This is a genomic window from Streptomyces sp. RLA123 (assembly GCF_056270165.1).
Genome location: NZ_JBWDOR010000003.1, coordinates 3,930,404 through 3,948,188 on the forward strand (window position 1 = coordinate 3,930,404; position 17,785 = coordinate 3,948,188).

The window sequence follows — 17,785 nt, forward strand, 5'->3', positions numbered from 1 at the left end:
CGCTCCGCGACCCCTGGGCCGGGCCCATGCGGCTCGCCCTCCACGAAGCGACCCTCGCCCCGCGCACCGGCGACGTGCCGGTGGGCGCGGTCGTGCTGTCCTCGGACGGCACGGTCATCGGCCGGGGCCGCAACGAGCGGGAGGCGGTCGGCGACCCGACCGCCCACGCGGAGGTCCTCGCCATCCGCGAGGCCTCCAGGACGGCCGGTTCCTGGCGGCTGGGCGGCTGCACGCTGGTCGTGACCCTGGAGCCCTGCACCATGTGCGCGGGCGCCGTGGTCCTGTCCCGGCTGGACCGCGTGGTCTACGGCGCCCTCGACGAGAAGGCCGGCGCGGCCGGTTCGCTCTGGGACCTGGTCCGCGACCGGCGCCTGAACCACCGCCCGGAAGTGATCTCCGGGGTGCTCGCGGAGGAGTGCGGTGAGCTGCTCACCCGCTTCTTTCGCACAAACGATTTCAGAGCACACCCGGACGTCCGCTAAGCTCTCCCTCGGTAGCGTGTCCGAGCGGCCTAAGGAGCACGCCTCGAAAGCGTGTGAGGGGGCAACTCCTCCGTGGGTTCAAATCCCACCGCTACCGCTCTGAAGAGCAAAAACGAAGGGCCCCACTCAGTCGAGTGGGGCCCTTCGTGATCTTTGGTCTCCGTTCTGGCCCCGGTTGGCCGGTACGAGGGCCCCGGAGGAGCCGTCGTCGTCCCCCGGCCTTGTCCCGCGGGGCGCCCCACAGGGTGCTGCCGAGCTTGTCCGCGATGCTCTGCAACACGGGGTCTGTGGCGTGCTGATAGCGGCGCCGCGGCGGTGGCCGCGTCCCCGCCCCGCGGGTCGCAGGGCACACGCCCGGCCCCCGGGAGGCGGGCGGAGGGCTCGCCTGCCCGGGGAACGGGGTCACGGAAGGGCCGGGGTCACTTCACGTCGACGGCGTCGGGGGTGCCGTGGGAGGTGCGCAGCGTGGTGGTGCCGTTGAAGACGGGCATCCAGGTGCCGTCCTTGCCGGCGGTGAGCTTCTTGGTGAAGCGACCGGTCGAGTTGGTGGTGGCGTAGCCGCTGTACGCCCACTTGGTGCTGCCCTTGGGCTGGAAGAACAGGGAGACGCGCTGGCCGGGGACGGGCTTGGTGGTGGTTCCGGACTTGCGGTCCAGCACGCCCGTGGCGGTGAGGGTGGCGCCCTTGCGGACCAGCTCGGGGGAGGCGTTGAAACCGTAGATGGCGGTGGTGTTCAGAACGAGGCAGGCGGGCTTCGCGCCGGTGGGGCGGGTGGCCGTGAAGTTCGCCGTCGGGAAGAAGGTGTTGGGACCGACTCCGGGGTACTCGCCGGCGGACAGCTGGTGCTTGCCCGCGGTGAAGTTGCCGCCCAGGAGCAGCCGGGCGGTGACCACCCGGTGGTCCACGGGCCCGGTGGCCCAGCGGTTGAGGGCCGTCATCTTGCCCGGAAGGAACGTGTTGGTGCCGACCGGGTTCCAGGTCCCGAGGACGGGGTCGCGGATCTCGATGCGGGCGTCGCAGGCGGGCGGGTTCTTGTCCGACCAGCCGGCGTCCAGGCCGAAGCCGGCCTCCTTCAGGCGCCAGTCCGCCTTGTGCTGCGTGCGGATGTCGAGGGTGAAGCCGACTGCCCGCCGGTCCACCGGCACGGTGGCCGGCAAGCCGAGCACCTTGGGCACCATGCCGCGCACCGCGAGCCCGGCGGTCTCCCTGCCGACCAGCGCGGACGGGCCGCCCTCGCCGTCACTGCCACCGCCGAGGCGCGCCCCCGCTCCCAGGCGGTGGATCGGCTCGGTCATGGTGGACTGCGGCATGGACAGGCGGATCCGGTAGGTGTGGCTGGTGTGCGGCTTGAGGGTCCAGCCGTCCGCCGGACCCATCCGCCAGTGCAGGTTGACGGGGTAACGCCATTCCGAAGGCTTGGAGCCGAACGGGTAGAGGACCTTCAGCGGCGCCCGGTGCCAGGTGTCGCCGCTGCCGTCCGCCCAGTCCATCAGGACCGAGCCGGCCGGCATCGGGTCGGTCCAGTCCATGGTGCTGATGTCCCAGAAGACATGCTGACCCGTGAGAGTGGTGGAGCCGGGGTTGGCCACGGTGAGCGTGCCCTGCGCCCAGTCCCCCTTGACCGTGACCGCGCCGGGCAGCGAGACCTTGACGGAGCCGTCGAGCCACGGGTCCGCCGAGGCCGACGCCGAGGACGTCATGACGGCGCAGGCCGGCAGTGCCACGGCAGCTGCGATCAGCAGGCGTGTGAGTCTCAAGCGGATACTCCGATGAGTGTTGATCCGGCGGCAGTCGACTGCCGCGCCCCCCGCCCGCACCGGATGCGTGTGCGAGCGAGCACACCCTAGCGGCCGAGGCCGACAGCGGGCCCCGGGGTTTCCGGGGCCGGAGTTGCCCAGTGGCCGTGCCGGTCTGCAGTCCAACTGGTCTTCCCTGGCGGCACTCTGGGCTCTGGTCTCATCCGCCGCGGTCCGCCACCGTTCAGGGCGGGACGTCGCTACGGCCTGGCCGCTGGTCAGGCCGTACGCGACCTGCGTCGCACAGCGGGTCACCGGCCTCGAAAGCGTGTGAGGGGGCAACTCCTCCGTGGGTTCGAATCCCACCGCTACCGCTCTGAGCAGGAAAACGAGGGGCCCGGCGGTTTCGACTGCCGGGCCCCTCGTCGTCCTCCGCTCCGCGCCTGTGGTCCCGCCCGGGCCCGCGCCCGTGGGTCAGTCCTCGTCCCGCGCCACCCGGGTGGCGACGGTGGCGACGTTGTTGCCGGCGTCGGTGTCGAGGGTGGTGGTGACGGCCCGGGCCGTCGAGGTGATCAGGCCGAGGCCGGGAGGCGCGGTGAGGTCGACCTCGAAGGTCGCCGTCCGGCCGGGCGCGAGGTCTCCGACGGTCCACACGACCCGCTGGATGGACGGGTGCGGGCCACCGCCGCTGAGGAACCGCACGCCGCCGGGTGCGCGGGTGCTCGCCCCCCACCAGGTGATGTCCGGGAGGGGGCCGGAACCGGCGCGCGGGTCCCCGTCGAACGGGCGTCCACGGCCCAGGAGCTCCAGCGTGGCGGCCACGCCGGTGGCGGTGTCGGGGCCGTTGTTGACCACCCGCACGGTGTACGTGAGGGGGCCGCGCGGCGCGACGGCCTCCGGTGCGCTCAGGGTGATCTGCACATCGGCGCTGCTCGTGGCGGCGACACCGGCACCGGTCAGCGCCGCGCTGCGGACGCCCGCGGTGGTGTCCGCGGTGAGCGCGGCGGTGCGCGTACCGGTCGCCGTGGGCCGGAAGGTCACGGCGATCGTGCAGCGGGTCCGCGGTGCGAGGCCGCCCGTGCAGGTGCCGGCCCCCAGGGCGAAGTCCGCCGCGTCCGCCCCGGACAGGGACACCCCGTGCACGGTCTGGGTCGTGGTGCCGTGGTTGGTGAGCGTGAACGTCCGTGCCGCGCCGGTGGTGTTCAGCGGCTGGCTGTCGAGGTCCAGGCTCGCCGGGCTCAGCGTGACGGCGGGCGTGGCGATGCCCAGGGTCAGGTCGCTGGGACCCGCCACCCCGTTGCCGAAGGCCACCGTGGCCGAGGAGGTCGCGGTCGGGCCGGACGGGGCGGCGGCCACCCGCGCCGTGTAGGAGAGGGTCACGGTCCCCCCGGCGGCGAGCGTGCCGCCCGAGGCGGCGCCGGCGCCGGTGCCGAGGCGCGCGCTGACCGACGACGCCGTGACGGTGACCGTCTCCTGAACGGCCGTCGCACCGTCGACCCGGACGTCTCTCACGCCGGTGAGATTGGTGAGGGTGTCGGTGAGGACGACGCCCGTCGCCGGGGCGTCGCCGGTGTTCACCACGGAACGCGAGACGGCGACCACGTCCCCGGGGTTGAGGCCACCGCCGTCGACGTCGGTGATGCCCGACGTCCTGAACTCCGGCTGGGCGGCCTGGGGGTAGCTGAAGCCGTACCCCAGGGCGATGCCCGCGGCGCCCCGGCCGCCGGCGAACCTGCCGTCCACGGTCGTCGCTCCCGGCTGCCAGGCGCTGTCGCCGACGGCGGCGAACTCCCCGGCGCCGATGGTCACCGGCGACCCCTTCGTCGCCCCGCTGTCGACGCGGACCCCGACCGGGGCTGCCCCGGCGCCGACAGCGTCGTCGAGCAGACCGCCGGCCCGCACGGTCCTCGCCGCCCCGGCGGCGATCTGCGGGGCCGCGGCACGCGGGGTGTCGCCGCCGTCCACCAGGGCCCTGGGCCCGGCGACGAGCACCACGTGCTTCGGTACCGCGCCCTCGGCGGCGCCCCCGGTATAGGTCGCGGCGAGCCGCCAGCGGGTCGCGGAGCCCCCGTCGACCGTCCCGGTGAAGGTGGCGCCGGCGGCGCGGCCGGCGAAGACGGCCGGGAGTTGCGCCATGGCGATGGTGCGGCCGCCCACGGTCGTGGTGGTGACGGCGGCGTCCGGGAGGGTCACGGACGTCTCGCCGTCGCCGAAGCGGTAGGGGCTGGCAGCGCCGGCCGGGTCGGCCGGAGCGCTGTCGGAGGAGAAGAACACGACGCCCGCGTCGAGCGTGCTGCCCTGCGGAGGTGCCGCCGCCAGCCGCGCACCGGTGCCGCTGCCGCCGCCGGCGTGGGCGAAGCCGTCGCCTGCGGTCGTCACAATCCTCTGCAGCGTCAGCGGAAGCACGGAGGTGCCGGCTCCGGCGGCCGCGGCCGGCAGGACGGCGGGCAGCCCGAGCGCGAGCAGTGCCGGGGCGACGACGGCGGCCGCGACGCGGGGGAGGGACAAGCGTCGGGGTATATGACGCACGGTCAAGGCAACCTCCACTGAGGGGCGCGGTCGGGAGGACAAAGCGCACTTTTGTATGGTGATCAGTCAATTACGCACCGTAGGGGCGAGGGGAGGCCCCGGCCACCGGGCGTCCGCATCCGGGTGATCACCCACCGCCCCGAGTCACGGCGGCGCGAACTGACGCCCCGGAAGCCGGAGCGGACCGCGGGTCGCGGAGGCATGCGGACCCGATCCGGTACACGGTCGCTGACGCTCCGTCGACGGCGGTGGCACCGGCGCGACGGGCCCCGCGCGCGGCCGTCCCGGCAGGGCGGGAAACGCCTGCCGGGCACGCCCGCGAGCTGCTGCGGCCGCGTCTCACGGACGGCGGGGAAGAGCCTGAGGTGACGGCAAATGAGACCGCCTGATTGGCCCATTCGGTGGATACACTCCAGCCATGGCGCAGGCGAAGAAAGTCACCATGTACGTCCTCGTGGTCTTCGTGCTCTATACGATCATCACGTCGCCCGGACGTGCCGCTGATCTTGTACAGGTGGGGTTCCAGGGCGTATCCGACGCCGCCAAGGGCGTCGGTGAGTTCATGACCGCGCTGATCGACTGATCGGCCGCGACCCCGAGGAGCGCCGTGATTCGCCACCTGGTCCTTTTCAAGCTGAATGAGGGCGTCGAGCGCGACGACCCGCGGGTGGTGGCCGGCGTGCGGGCCTTCGAGGAGCTCGGCGGCCTGATCCCGGAACTCACCTCCTGGGAGCTCGGCTGGAACATCTCGTCGCGCCCCATCGCCCACGACTTCGCCCTCAACGCCTCGGTCGCCGACGAGAGCGACCTCGGCGCCTACCTGTGGCACCCCGCTCACCAGGCAGGAGTGGCCCTCTGGCACGAATTCGCCACCTGGGTGGTCGCCGATTACGTCGTCGAGTGACGGCCCCGGCCGACCCCGGTCCCGAACAGCCCTTCGCCCGCCGGGCGGAGGGCTTTTTCGTCTAGCACCGCGCCTCGCTTGCACACAGTGCACATGAATTGTGATGCTATGACCGCTTTTGCCGGATGAGTGGACCGATGAGGAGTGGCATGCCCGTGTCGGCCCGTACGGCGTCACCAGCAATTCCCGGCGACGACAGCGGGACCGGTACAACGGAGGGCGCCCGGGGCGAGGGAGGGAACGGCCGGGACGACCGGAGGATCCACAGCGCGCGGGAAGCCGCGGACGGCCACCACGGGCGGGATCCCGGTGGCGGCACGGACGGCACCGCCGGCCCGGACGTACCGGACGTACCGGACGTGCCGGAGGGCCACGCCGCCGGCGAGGGGCAGGGGAGCCAGGACGGTCCCGCCGCCCCGGAAGCCGCGGAAGCCGGGGAAGCCCAGGACGGCGGCGGCGGGGACAGCGGGCCCGGACAGGGCGGCGTGACCTTCGCGGGCCGCCCCTTCGGCCGGCCCGGCGGGACCCGCTCCGGGACCACCAACACCAACGCGATCGAGGCGCGGGCACTGACCCAGGTGCTGTTCGAGGAACTGACCGGGCTGGAGCCGGGGACCCCGGACCACGCGCGGGTGCGGGCCGCCCTCATCGAGGTCAACCTGCCGCTGGTGCGCTACGCGGCGGCGCGCTTCCGCAGCCGCAACGAGCCGATGGAGGACGTCGTCCAGGTCGGCACGATCGGGCTGATCAACGCGATCGACCGGTTCGACCCGGAACGCGGTGTGCAGTTCCCGACCTTCGCGATGCCGACCGTGGTCGGCGAGATCAAACGTTACTTCAGGGACAACGTCCGCACCGTCCACGTGCCCCGCCGGCTGCACGAGCTGTGGGTGCAGGTCAGCGGCGCCATCGAGGACCTGACGGTGGCCCACGGGCGCACCCCGACCACCGCCGAGATCGCCGACCGGCTGAAGCTGTCCGAGGACGAGGTGCTGGCCTGCCTGGAGGCGGGGCGGGCGTACCACGCGACATCCCTGGAGGCGGCGCAGGAGGGCGGGGAGGGGTCGCCGGGCCTGCTGGACCGGCTCGGCTACGAGGACCCGGCACTGACCGGGGTCGAGCACCGCGACCTCGTACGGCACCTGCTGGTGCAGCTGCCCGAACGCGAGCGGCGGATCCTTCTGCTGCGCTACTTCGGAAATCTGACCCAGTCCCAGATCAGTGCGGAACTGGGGGTTTCGCAGATGCATGTGTCGCGTTTGCTGTCCCGGAGCTTCGCTCGGCTGCGATCCGCAAATCAGCTCGAATCGTAACCTTTGCGAGCGACCCTCCCTGCGGAAATAAGTCGACATGGCGCTACAGCGTGTTGCCGACATGTGACATTCTGCGGGAACAGCGTTTGTCGCGGTCCGGCCTCCGGTATTCCAGTGGAGGAACGAACCGTCGCCCGCGACACCCGTCCGCGACCTCAAGGGGGTGGCATGTCCGTAGAACTGGGCAGTCCGAAGGTGCTGAACATCGAAGCGCCGCACCATGCTCCTGACGACAGCCTCGACATCGCCGAACCCGCCGTCGTCGACACCCGCACGCTGTCCCGCTCGCTGTTCCTGCGGCTCTCCGAGCTGACGGACGACAGCCCCGAGCGGCCCTACGTGCGGGACACGCTCATCGAACTCAACCTCCCGCTCGTGCGGTACGCGGCGGCCCGCTTCCGCAGCCGCAACGAGCCGATGGAGGACATCGTCCAGGTCGGCACGATCGGCCTCATCAAGGCCATCGACCGCTTCGACTGCAACCGCGGTGTGGAGTTCCCGACCTTCGCGATGCCCACGATCGTCGGCGAGGTCAAGCGCTTCTTCCGCGACACCTCGTGGTCGGTGCGGGTGCCGCGCCGGCTCCAGGAGCTGCGGCTGGCGCTGACCAAGACCAGCGACGAGCTCGCGCAGAAGCTGGACCGCTCGCCGACGGTCGCCGAACTCGCCGTCGCGCTGGGCGTGTCGGAGGAGGACGTGGTCGACGGCCTCGCGGTCGGCAACGCCTACACCGCGAGTTCGCTGGACTCCCCGCCGCCCGAGGACGACGGCGGCGAGGGCTCGCTCGCCGACCGGCTCGGCTACGAGGACGCCGCGCTGGAAGGCGTCGAGTACCGCGAGTCGCTCAAGCCGCTGCTCGCCCAACTCCAGCCGCGTGAACGGCGAATCATCATGCTCCGCTTCTTCGCCAACATGACCCAGTCGCAGATCGGCGAGGAGGTCGGCATCTCCCAGATGCACGTCTCCCGGCTGCTGACCCGCACGTTGGCGCAGCTGCGCGAGGGACTCACCGCCGAACACTAGGCGCTATCCCGAACCGGTACTGCGCAGGGGCTGGTTCGGGACCCCTGAGTGCTGACGGCCCGCCATCACACTGGTGCGATGGTGCACCTACCGACCGGTCGCCGGGGCGCGCTTGCCGCAGCCTCGGCGGCCGTCGTCTGCCTGGGCGCCCTGGCCGCCCTGGGCCAGGACCGCGACCGCGCGGGAACGGGCCGGGTTCGGCCGGCACCCCCGGCCGCGTGGGCAGCGCCGGCGTGCACCCGGTCCCCACGGACGGCGCATCAGACGGCCCGACACCTCGAAACCGCCCACCGGGCGTCCCGTGACGAGCGGCACCCCGTTGCCGTCCGGCTCCGCCACGCCGCGGGACCCCGGCATCACGGCCGGAGCCACGGCCACCGCGACCGTGTCCGCCCCCGCGGGCGGCGGTCCGAGTCCTACGCCCGGACCCGGGTCGGCCCCGGCGTCCGGCTCCCACGGCGAAACCGTCCGGGGCGACACCGTTCCGGGGCGGCCGGCGCCCCCGCCCGCCTGGTGGTGAGCGCGGTCGTCCGTACCGCCGGCGAGGTCCGCGGGTGCGAGAACGTCACGGTGACACCGGCCGACACCGGTGACCGCGCGGCCCTACCGGGCACGCTGGTCTTCGGCACCCGCATCATCGGCCCGCTCGGCGTGGACCGGGCCACGATCGAGAGCCGCGACCCGATGCCGGCGTCCCTCGCGGGCGGGGCGGAGGACACGGAGGCCTGGACGGAGTGCGCCGACGCCTGGCGCGTCCCTCCGGGCATGCACGTCGAGACCCGCGACGTCTCCGTCCGGGTCCCGTGACCGTTCCTCCGGTGACCCGGGGGACCCGGGCACCGGTGGTGGGTCAGGACAGGGCGAACCAGGCGACGGCCGCCACGACCACGACGGCCGCGATGATGCCGGCGATCAGTCCCGTGCGGCTGCTGCCCGAGGCCTGGACCTGCGCGGGCTCCTCATCGACGAAGGCGCGGAACATCTGGGTGTTGCCGGCCGGGTCGTAATTGTTGTCAGGGGTAGTCATGGTGCAGGACCCTAGCGAAGTCATGTCGCACCGGTCACCCCTGGGGCCCGGACAACCGGGGAACGGGGGCGGGAATACCTCCCGTCGAAACGGTGTCGCACCTTCCATGGCACTCATCGGCACCTCTGATCTCGACGTCTTTCCCCTCTCGCTCGGCGGCAATGTCTTCGGCTGGACAGCCGACGAGGAGACGACCTTCGCCGTTCTGGACGCGTACGCCGCGGCCGGCGGCAACTTCGTCGACACTGCGGACACCTACTCGTCCTGGGTCCCCGGTCACACCGGCGGCGAGTCCGAGCTCCTGATCGGCAGCTGGCTCTCCAAGCGCGGACGGCGCGACGACGTCGTCGTCGCCACGAAGGTCGGCTCCCACCCGGACTTCAAGGGGCTGAAGGCCTCGACGATCAAGGCCGCGGCGGAGGAGTCGCTGCGCCGCCTCGGCACGGACCACATCGACCTGTACTACACCCATTTCGACGACGTCGAGACGCCGGTGGAGGAGATCATCGGCGCGATGGACGCGCTGGTCCGCGAGGGCAAGGTGCGGTACATCGCCGCGTCCAACATCAGCCCGGAGCGGCTGACGGCCTCGCTGGAGTTCTCCGACCGGGAGGGCCTGGCGAAGTACGTGGCGCTCCAGCAGCACTACAACCTGGTGGAGCGGGAGTACGAGAGCTCGCTGCGCGAGGTGGTGCGGGCGCACGGGCTGGCCTCGGTACCGTACTTCGGCCTGGCCCGCGGCTTCCTCACCGGCAAGTACCGGCCCGGCGTCACGGTGGACAGCCCCCGCGCGGGCGCGGCGGGCGCCTATCTGGAGTCCGCGCGCGGCCCCCGCGTGCTGGCCGCGCTGGACGAGGTGGCGGCGGCGCACGGCGCGGAACCGGCGAGCGTGGCACTGGCCTGGCTGCGGTCCCGGCCGACCGTCGTGGCGCCGATCGCCAGCGCCCGGACGTCTGAGCAGCTGCCCGCGCTGCTGGCCTCGGTGGAGCTGGAGCTGACCGCCGCGGAGCTGGAACTGCTCACCGAGGCCTCGACCGCCTCGGCCTGACCTGCGCTCTACCGCCCGGCCCGCCTCCCTGACCGGAGGTGGGCCGTTCCTTTTGCAGTTTTTTTACCCCAATAAATTTGCCTGCAACAACCAATTATCTTACGGTTGCTCAAGGCAACCAATAGTCCTGAGGGAAGGCGGCGATCCCATGGCATCGCAGGAGCTCTACGGGGAGCTGGCGCACCAACTGCGCGCCATCCCCGCCGTGGCCCGCGAGCTCAGCCGCTCGTGCCCGCAGGACTGCCCGCCCGCCTCGCTCGGTGTGCTCGCGGTCGTGAGCCGCCACGACGCACTGCGGATGAGCCGGCTGGCGGAGCTGCTGGACATCGACATGTCGGTCACCAGCCGCCATGTCGCACACCTCACGGAACGCGGCTGGATCGACCGGCTGCCCGATCCGCACGACAGACGGTCGCGCCTGCTGCGGCTGACCCCCGGCGGCAGGGACATGCTCCATGCGGCCCTGGACGGGGTCGCCGCCTCGCTCGCCCACCACCTGCGGGACTGGCCAGACGAGGACGTCATGGTGCTCTGCGGGCTGCTGGAGCGGCTGCGCACCGCCTTCACGGCCGACTGTCGCCCCCGTACGCAAACGATCACGATGTGAAGAGGATGACGATGGCAACAACCGCATCACCGGCCGGTGTGCGGGGGGCGGCCGACGCCCACGCAGGACACGCGGCCCCCATGTCGCACCGGCAGATCATGGAGGCGCTGGCCGGGCTGATACTCGGCCTGTTCGTGGCAATCCTGTCGTCCACGATCATCTCCAACGCGCTGCCGAGGATCATCTCCGATCTGCACGGCGGTCAGAGCGCGTACACCTGGGTCGTCACCGCCGCGCTGCTCAGCACCACCGCCACCACCCCGCTGTGGGGCAAGCTCTCCGACTTGTTCAGCAAGAAACTGCTGGTCCAGCTGGCGCTGGTGATCTACGTGCTGGGCTCGCTGATCGCGGGTCTGTCGCAGAACGCGGGCATGCTCATCGCCTGCCGCGTCGTCCAGGGCATCGGCGCCGGCGGTCTGACCGCGCTGACCCAGGTCATCCTGGCCTCGATGATCTCCCCGCGCGAGCGCGGCCGCTACAGCGGCTACCTGGGCGCGGCCTTCGCCGTCGGCACCGTCGGCGGCCCGCTGCTCGGCGGCGTCATCGTCGACACCGACTGGCTCGGCTGGCGCTGGTGCTTCTACGTCGGTGTGCCCTTCGCGATCATCGCCATCATCGTGCTGCAGAAGACCCTGCACCTGCCGGTCACCAAGCGGCGGGCCAAGGTCGACTGGGCGGGTGCCTTCTTCATCACCGCCGCCGTCAGCCTGCTGCTGGTCTGGGTCACCTTCGCCGGGGACAAGTACGACTGGGTCTCCTGGCAGACCTACGTCCTGACCGCGGGCGCGGTGCTGCTGGGCCTGATCTTCGTCCTGGTCGAGTCCCGCGCGCGCGAGCCGATCATGCCGCTGCGGCTGTTCCGCAACAAGACGATCAGCCTCACCTCGGTCAGCTCGCTCTTCATCGGCACCGCGCTGTTCACCGGCACGGTCTTCCTCAGCCAGTACTTCCAGCTGGCCCGCGGGGAGTCGCCGACGATGTCCGGCGTCATGACCGTCCCGCTGGTCGCCGGCCTGTTCGTCTCCTCCACCGTCTCCGGCCAGGTCATCACCCGCACCGGTCGCTGGAAGGCCTTCCTGGTCTCCGGCGCCGTGCTGCTCACCGCGGGCCTGGGCCTGCTGGGCACGCTGCGGTACGACACCGTCTACTGGCACATGGCGATCTACATGACGCTGCTGGGCCTCGGCCTCGGCATGGTGCTCCAGAACCTCGTGCTCGCCGTGCAGAACCAGGTCAGTGCGGCAGACCTCGGCGCGGCCAGCTCCGTGGTCACCTTCTTCCGCACCCTCGGCGGCGCGATCGGCGTCTCCGCGCTGGGCGCCCTCCTCTCCGCCCGGGTCACCGACTACACCCACGACGGCCTCGCCGCGCTGGGCGTGCCGTCCTCCGGTTCCTCCGACGGCGCGATCCCGGATCTCGGCACCCTGCCCGCGCCGATCCGCACCGTCGTGGAGAGCGCGTTCGGGCACGGCGCCGGCGACATCTTCCTGGTCGCCACCCCACTGGCATTCCTCGCGCTGCTGCTTCTGCTGTTCGTCAAGGAGGTGCCGCTGAGGACCTCGAGCGGTCTGCAGCAGGCGGCCGTCGTGGCCGCCGCGCCGGAGCCGGCGGCCGCGGCCCCGGCCCCGGCCACCGTCCCGCTGCCCGAACGCGCGCCCGCGCCCGCGCCCGAACCCGCACCAGCGCCCGTACCCGTCCAGGAGGGCCCCATGATCCACGGCCAGGTCCGCAACTCCGAGGGCACCGGCGTCGAACACGCCACGCTCACACTGATCTCGCTCACCGGCAAGCAGCTCGGCCGGGCCGCCACCGGCCCCGACGGCGGCTATGTGCTCACCACGCCCGGCGCCGGCTCGTACGTCCTGATCGCGGCCGCCGACGGCCACCAGCCGCAGGCCTCCACCGTCGTGGCCGGCGAGGACCCGGTCCCCTACGACGTGGTCCTGTCCGGCACCAGCGGTCTCACCGGCACCGTCACCTCCGAGGCCGACGGCATCCCGGTCCACGGCGCCGTGGTCGTCGTCACCGACATCCGCGGCGAGGTGCTGGCCAGCGGCGGCACCGGGCAGGACGGCGGCTTCGGCTTCGGCGACCTCCCGGCCGGCGACTTCATCCTCGCGGTCAACGCCACCGGCTTCCGGCCGGTCGCCCTCCCCGTCGAGGTGGGCGGCAACGGCCCGGCCCACGTCGACGTCGCGCTGCGGCTCGGCGGCCGCGTCCAGGGCACCGTTCTCGGCGGCGCGACCCGGCTGCCGCTGCCCGAGGCGCGCGTCACCCTCGTGGACGGCGCCGGCAACGTCGTGGCCACCGCCACGACCGGCGGCGACGGCGCGTACGCCTTCGGCGACCTGGACGCGGGCGAGTACTCGCTCATAGCCAGTGGCTTCCCGCCGGTGGCGACCACGATCAGGGTCGGCGACGAGAGCGCCAAGGACGTCGACGTGGAGCTCGGCCACCCCGAGGGGTGAGCGGACCCGCTGGAGAACGGCCGGGCCGTGCGCCTGCGGAGACGCACGGCCCGGCTGCCCCGGGGGACACCCCGTTCCGGTCCGGACGGCACCGGCGGGGGACGGCCGCGCACCGTCCGGACGGACCACGACGGATGGCTCCCGCAGCGACACACACGCAACGGAAGGCGAGCGATGAGCATGACCACGACCGGGAAGACGGGCCTGCGGGGGCGGGTGCGGACCAAGGACGGCTGGGCGGTGCCGCACGCCGTGCTGACGGTCACCGACATGACGGGCCGACAGGTCGCCCGAGAGGCCGTGGACGCCGAGGGCGCGGTGCGCACCGCCGCACTGGCCCAGGGCGCGTACACGGTCATCGTGACGGCCGTCGGCTACCGCCCGGCGGCGGCGACGGCGCTGGTCACCGCCTCGGGATCGGCGGACGTCGGCACCCTGACCCTCGCCCGCTCGGGCGGCGTGGAACTGCCCCCGCCGGGCGTGTGGACCGTCGACCCCGCCCACTCCGAGATCCGCGCCGTCGCCCAGCACCTCGGACTGTCCAGCGTGCACGGCCGCTTCAAGGGCTTCGCGGCGAGCATCGAGATCGCCGAGCAGCCGCTGCACTCCGGCGTGCAGGCCGTGATCGACGCGGCGTCCATCGACACCGGCAACGGCACCCGCGACGCGCACCTGCGTTCCCCCGACTTCCTGGACGTGGCGGCGCACCCCAGCGTGACCTACCGCAGCACCTCCATGGAGCAGGCCGCCCAGGACCGCTGGACCGTGCACGGCGAGCTGTCGATGCGCGGCGTGACCCGTCCGGTGGACCTGGACCTGGCGTACCTGGGCACCGGCCCGGACCCGTGGGGCGGAGTGCGCGCCGCCTTCCGCGCGACGGCGCAGCTGCGGCGGGAGGACTTCGCCATGCACTACAACCAGGTCGTGCAGGCCGGCATCGTCGCCGTCGGCACCACCGTGAAGGTCGAGCTCGACATCCAGGCCGTGCAGGGCACCGCCCTCCCCGCCCTGTAGCCACCGGCGGCATAGGCTGCTGTCATGGCCTACATCGCGACCAACACCGCCGTGGAGCTCGATCAGTTGCTGGAGTTCGTCCGGCCGCGTCACCACGCGCTGCTGCTGACCACCCGCTCGGACGGACGTCCCCAGGGCTCCCCCGTGACCTGCGGCGTCGACGACTCCGGGCGGCTGGTGGTCTCCACGTACCCCGAGCGGGCCAAGGCCCGCAACGCGCGCCGCGACCCGCGGGCGAGCGTGATCGTGCTCTCCGACGAGTGGGACGGGCCCTGGGTCCAGATCGACGGCACCGTGGAGGTGATCGACCCGCCGGAGTCGGTCGAGCCGCTCGTGGAGTACTACCGCAACATCGCCGGCGAGCACCCGGACTGGGACGAGTACCGTGCCGCGATGCTCAAGCAGGGCAAGTCACTGCTCCGGGTGACGCCCGAGCGGTGGGGGCCCCTCGCGACGGGCGGCTTCCCGGCCCGGCTGGCGCCCTCCGACGAGGACTGACCGGCCGGCGACGGGCGCCCGCAGCGACCAGCGGCGCCGGGGTGGCGGACGGCGCCGCAGCGGGCGGGCGGCGCGGTCAGGGCCGCGGCTCACGCCGTTTCGCCCGGCTTGATCAGGTATCCGGCGCCGCGCCGGGTGTGGATCATCGGCGCGCGGCCCGCGTCGATCTTCTTGCGCAGGTAGGAGATGTACAGCTCGACGACGTTGGCCCGACCGCCGAAGTCGTACGACCAGACGCGGTCGAGGATCTGGGCCTTGCTGAGCACCCGGCGCGGATTGCGCATCAGGTAGCGCAGCAGCTCGAACTCGGTGGCGGTGAGGTGGATGCCGGCGCCGTCGCGGCTGACCGCGTGGCTGTCCTCGTTCAGCACGAGGCCGCCCACGACCAGCAGCGAGTCCTGTCGGGCGGCCGCCGCGCCGGCCCGGCGCAGCAGGCCGCGCAACCGGGCGACGACCTCCTCCAGGCTGAAGGGCTTGGTCACGTAGTCGTCGCCGCCCGCGGTGAGCCCGGCGATGCGGTCCTCGACGGCGTCCTTGGCGGTGAGGAACAGCACGGGCACGTCGGCCAGGTCGCGGCGCAGCCGGGCCAGGACCTCCAGGCCGCCCATGTCGGGCAGCACCATGTCCATGACCACGGCGTCCGGGTGCCGTTCCCGCGCGGCCCGCAGGGCGTCGGCGCCCGTGCCCTCGGTGTGGACGTCCCAGCCCTCGTAACGCAGGGCCATGGAGAGCAGATCGGCCAGGGCGGTCTCGTCGTCCACGACGAGGACGCGCACGGGGGAGCCGTCCGGACGCGTGAGGTCGGCGGCGGAGGAGGAAGGAGACGCGGTCATGGGGGGAATCCTGTGAGCCGCCGCTGAGAACACCCTTGGCGGTGTCTGTGAATTGTCTGAGAACAAGCCGTCGTGACGGGTGACGGGCGACGGGCCGCCGGGAATCGCAGGCCGCGCGGGGCGCGCGGCCGTGAACACGCCGCCCGGGGGAATGCGCGGATCGCCGGGCCGCGTTTGGTACGACGGAGATCGGACTTCAGTCGACCTGGTGGTGGGAGACGGCCCATGGGCTTCAGCGACAGCGACAGCGACAGCGGCACGGCGGCGAGGGCGATCGGCCGATACGGACTGTGGAGCGGCGGCCTGCGCGACCCCGATCCCTCCCGCGCCAAGGAACTCGCCGAGACCGCGGCCGAGTTGGAGGAGCTGGGCTACGGCGCCCTCTGGCTCGGCGGCAGCAGCGGCGTGGAGCACGCGACCCCGCTGATCGAGGCGACCTCCTCCATCACCGTCGCGACCGGCATCCTCAGCATCTGGCAGTACGAGGCCGTGGACGTCGCCGCCCGCTGGTCCGCCGTGGAGGCCTCGTACCCGGGCCGCTTCCTGCTCGGACTCGGCGTCAGCCACGCCAAGCTCGCCGCGCAGTACGACCGCCCCTACGCCGCCATGACCGACTACCTCGACGCGCTGGACGCCGCCGGGGTCCCGGCCGGCCGCCGTGTACTGGCAGCGCTCGGCCCGAAGATGATGGAACTCTCCCGCGACCGCGCCACGGGCGCCCACCCGTACCTGGTCACCCCCGAGCACACCGCGCAGGCCCGCGAGATCCTCGGCCGGGGCCCGCTGCTCGCCCCGGAGTTCACCGTCGTCCTGGACACCGACCCCGAGCGCGCCCGGGCGACCGCCCGCGCGATGCTCTCGCTCTACCTCACGCTGCCCAACTACACCAACAGCTGGCTGCGCCTGGGCTTCACCGAGGACGATCTGGCGAACGGCGGCAGCAACCGCCTGGTGGACGCGCTGATCGGCTGGGGCGACGAGCAGCGGCTGCACGAGCGCATCGACGCCTTCCTCGACGCGGGGGCCGACCACGTCGCCGTGCAGGTGCTGACCGCCGGCGAGGACCGGACCGCTCTGCCGCGTGAGGAGTGGCGCCGGCTCGCGGTGGCGCTGGGGCTCTGAGCCCGGTCACCGAAGGGGCAGTTGGGGACAGCCGCTCATCAGGAACGGAAGCCTCCGCTCAAAGCCGTTCAGCGCCCGGCCGGGCACCGGGGCCGGGCGTATGTTCGGCCCATGGACAGCGGCACCGTGCCCCGAACCGTCCCGGTCGATCGCATGGCGTCCGGCGACCACGCCTGCCTCGGCTTCGAGGACGAGGACGCCCGCTGGGAGGTCCGCGCCGCCTTCACCGCCATCGGCCTCGGCCAGGGGGAACGCGTCCTGCTCTTCAGCGGGCGCGGCACGCCTCCGGCGGAGGCCGTCACCCGGCTCACCGCGCTCGGCGTCCGCGCCGCCGATGCGGTGCGCCGCGGGGCGCTCGTCATCACCCCGCTCGTCCCCGGCTACGACTCCGCCGCCGCCTGGTCCGCCCTCGCGGAGACCGCCCACCGCCTCGGCTACCGCGGGCTCCGCGTCGCGGGCGACATGTCCTGGGCACTGCGGCCGGGCCTGGACCGGGACCGCCTCGTCGGCCACGAGGCGGCCATGACCCAGGTGCTGGCGGGCCTCGGGCTCACCGCCGTCTGCGAGTACGACCAACGGCGCTTCCACGCCTCGCTGCTGGCGCGGGTGCGCGCCGCGCACCCGCTGTGCCTGCGGCCGCCGTCCGGGGCCCTGCACGTCGAGCGGGCCGGCAGCACCCTCGCCCTCAGCGGCGACGCCGACCTCGCCACGCGCACCGACTTCGAGGTCGGGCTGCGCCATGCCTTCGGCTCACCGGCCGGGCCGCCGGTCGTCATCGACCTCACCGGGCTCGGCTTCATCGACGCGCGCTGCGCCGGCGTCCTCATCCGCCACGCGGCGTCCCTCGGCCCCGCCGACCGCGTCACCGTCCGCTGCCCGCGGCTGCACGCCCGGACGCTGCGCCTGTGCGGCGCGGCCGAGGTCCCCCAACTCGTCCTCGACGAGACGGCCTGAGGTCAGGCCTGCTGGGCCGCCCAGAACTCGTCCCAGGAAATCTTGCCGTCACCATTGGCGTCGACCCGGCTGATCACGCTCTGGGCCACCGTCTCGGTCACGTGGAAATCGCCCAGCTGGGCCATCACGCTCTTGTACTCGCCGGCCGTGATGAGACCGTCCCCGTCGATGTCGTACCGCGTGAACGCTCGCTTCGCCGCGTCGATGTCGGCCATCGTGACCACCCC

18 protein-coding genes and 1 tRNA gene are annotated in these 17,785 nt (G+C 72.7%); 14 read left to right on the top strand and 5 right to left on the bottom strand.

From position 1 onward, the window contains the following. Positions 1 to 26 precede the first annotated feature (26 nt). The gene (tadA, locus tag RV983_RS17800) at positions 27 to 482 is read left to right on the top strand and encodes a tRNA adenosine(34) deaminase TadA (RefSeq protein WP_475986752.1); all 456 of its coding nucleotides are present in this window, start codon (positions 27 to 29) and stop codon (positions 480 to 482) included. A gap of 10 nt (positions 483 to 492) precedes the next feature. Continuing rightward, positions 493 to 579, top strand: a tRNA-Ser gene (locus RV983_RS17805). A 322-nt stretch (positions 580 to 901) separates the two neighbouring features. On the opposite strand, the gene RV983_RS17810 is transcribed toward RV983_RS17805, so the two are convergent. Further along, positions 902 to 2,239 (bottom strand): hypothetical protein, encoded by a 1,338-nt coding sequence (locus RV983_RS17810; RefSeq protein WP_475986753.1) that lies wholly within the window; start codon positions 2,237 to 2,239, stop codon positions 902 to 904. A 453-nt stretch (positions 2,240 to 2,692) separates the two neighbouring features. Continuing rightward, positions 2,693 to 4,726 (bottom strand): choice-of-anchor D domain-containing protein, encoded by a 2,034-nt coding sequence (locus tag RV983_RS17815; RefSeq protein ID WP_475986754.1) that lies wholly within the window; start codon positions 4,724 to 4,726, stop codon positions 2,693 to 2,695. 439 nt (positions 4,727 to 5,165) lie between these two features. On the opposite strand from RV983_RS17815, the gene RV983_RS17820 reads away from it, so the two are divergent. From RV983_RS17820 to RV983_RS17840, 5 genes are all read left to right on the top strand, one after another. Next, positions 5,166 to 5,330: a hypothetical protein gene (locus RV983_RS17820; RefSeq protein WP_475986755.1), complete on the top strand. Its 165-nt coding sequence runs from the start codon at positions 5,166 to 5,168 to the stop codon at positions 5,328 to 5,330. Positions 5,331 to 5,354: 24 nt separating this feature from the next. Continuing rightward, positions 5,355 to 5,651 carry a Dabb family protein gene (locus tag RV983_RS17825; RefSeq protein ID WP_475986756.1) on the top strand — a complete coding sequence of 99 codons (297 nt, stop codon included), beginning with the start codon at positions 5,355 to 5,357 and terminating at the stop codon, positions 5,649 to 5,651. A gap of 485 nt (positions 5,652 to 6,136) precedes the next feature. Continuing rightward, the gene (locus tag RV983_RS17830) at positions 6,137 to 6,964 is read left to right on the top strand and encodes an RNA polymerase sigma factor SigF (protein ID WP_475990360.1); all 828 of its coding nucleotides are present in this window, start codon (positions 6,137 to 6,139) and stop codon (positions 6,962 to 6,964) included. Positions 6,965 to 7,132: 168 nt separating this feature from the next. Next, a complete protein-coding gene (locus RV983_RS17835; RefSeq protein ID WP_475986757.1) occupies positions 7,133 to 7,987 on the top strand; it encodes an RNA polymerase sigma factor SigF in 855 nt (284 codons plus the stop codon). 516 nt (positions 7,988 to 8,503) lie between these two features. After that, positions 8,504 to 8,794, top strand: coding sequence for a hypothetical protein (locus RV983_RS17840; RefSeq protein WP_475986758.1), 291 nt, complete (start codon positions 8,504 to 8,506; stop codon positions 8,792 to 8,794). Between the two features lie 43 nt (positions 8,795 to 8,837). Here RV983_RS17840 and RV983_RS17845 read toward each other — a convergent pair whose 3' ends face one another. Beyond that, entirely contained in the window at positions 8,838 to 9,014 is a 177-nt protein-coding gene (locus RV983_RS17845; RefSeq protein ID WP_475986759.1) for a hypothetical protein, read from the bottom strand. Between the two features lie 106 nt (positions 9,015 to 9,120). Between RV983_RS17845 and RV983_RS17850 the strand changes: the two genes are divergently transcribed. From RV983_RS17850 to RV983_RS17870, 5 genes are all read left to right on the top strand, one after another. After that, on the top strand, positions 9,121 to 10,062 hold the full coding sequence (locus RV983_RS17850) for an aldo/keto reductase (protein ID WP_475986760.1): 942 nt from the start codon (positions 9,121 to 9,123) through the stop codon (positions 10,060 to 10,062). 148 nt (positions 10,063 to 10,210) lie between these two features. Then, on the top strand, positions 10,211 to 10,669 hold the full coding sequence (locus tag RV983_RS17855) for a MarR family winged helix-turn-helix transcriptional regulator (RefSeq protein WP_475986761.1): 459 nt from the start codon (positions 10,211 to 10,213) through the stop codon (positions 10,667 to 10,669). An 80-nt stretch (positions 10,670 to 10,749) separates the two neighbouring features. Beyond that, the gene (locus RV983_RS17860; RefSeq protein ID WP_475990361.1) at positions 10,750 to 13,137 is read left to right on the top strand and encodes an MFS transporter; all 2,388 of its coding nucleotides are present in this window, start codon (positions 10,750 to 10,752) and stop codon (positions 13,135 to 13,137) included. Between the two features lie 180 nt (positions 13,138 to 13,317). After that, entirely contained in the window at positions 13,318 to 14,151 is an 834-nt protein-coding gene (locus RV983_RS17865; RefSeq protein ID WP_475990362.1) for a YceI family protein, read from the top strand. 24 nt (positions 14,152 to 14,175) lie between these two features. Beyond that, positions 14,176 to 14,649 carry a PPOX class F420-dependent oxidoreductase gene (locus RV983_RS17870; protein ID WP_475986762.1) on the top strand — a complete coding sequence of 158 codons (474 nt, stop codon included), beginning with the start codon at positions 14,176 to 14,178 and terminating at the stop codon, positions 14,647 to 14,649. Positions 14,650 to 14,738: 89 nt separating this feature from the next. On the opposite strand, the gene RV983_RS17875 is transcribed toward RV983_RS17870, so the two are convergent. Next, positions 14,739 to 15,482 (bottom strand): response regulator transcription factor, encoded by a 744-nt coding sequence (locus RV983_RS17875; protein ID WP_475986763.1) that lies wholly within the window; start codon positions 15,480 to 15,482, stop codon positions 14,739 to 14,741. A gap of 225 nt (positions 15,483 to 15,707) precedes the next feature. Between RV983_RS17875 and RV983_RS17880 the strand changes: the two genes are divergently transcribed. Together RV983_RS17880 and RV983_RS17885 are read left to right on the top strand one after the other, a co-directional pair. Continuing rightward, positions 15,708 to 16,604 (top strand): LLM class F420-dependent oxidoreductase, encoded by an 897-nt coding sequence (locus RV983_RS17880; protein WP_475986764.1) that lies wholly within the window; start codon positions 15,708 to 15,710, stop codon positions 16,602 to 16,604. Positions 16,605 to 16,715: 111 nt separating this feature from the next. Continuing rightward, a complete protein-coding gene (locus RV983_RS17885) occupies positions 16,716 to 17,558 on the top strand; it encodes an MEDS domain-containing protein (RefSeq protein WP_475986765.1) in 843 nt (280 codons plus the stop codon). 2 nt (positions 17,559 to 17,560) lie between these two features. On the opposite strand, the gene RV983_RS17890 is transcribed toward RV983_RS17885, so the two are convergent. Next, positions 17,561 to 17,773 carry an EF-hand domain-containing protein gene (locus tag RV983_RS17890; protein ID WP_475986766.1) on the bottom strand — a complete coding sequence of 71 codons (213 nt, stop codon included), beginning with the start codon at positions 17,771 to 17,773 and terminating at the stop codon, positions 17,561 to 17,563. Positions 17,774 to 17,785 lie beyond the last annotated feature (12 nt).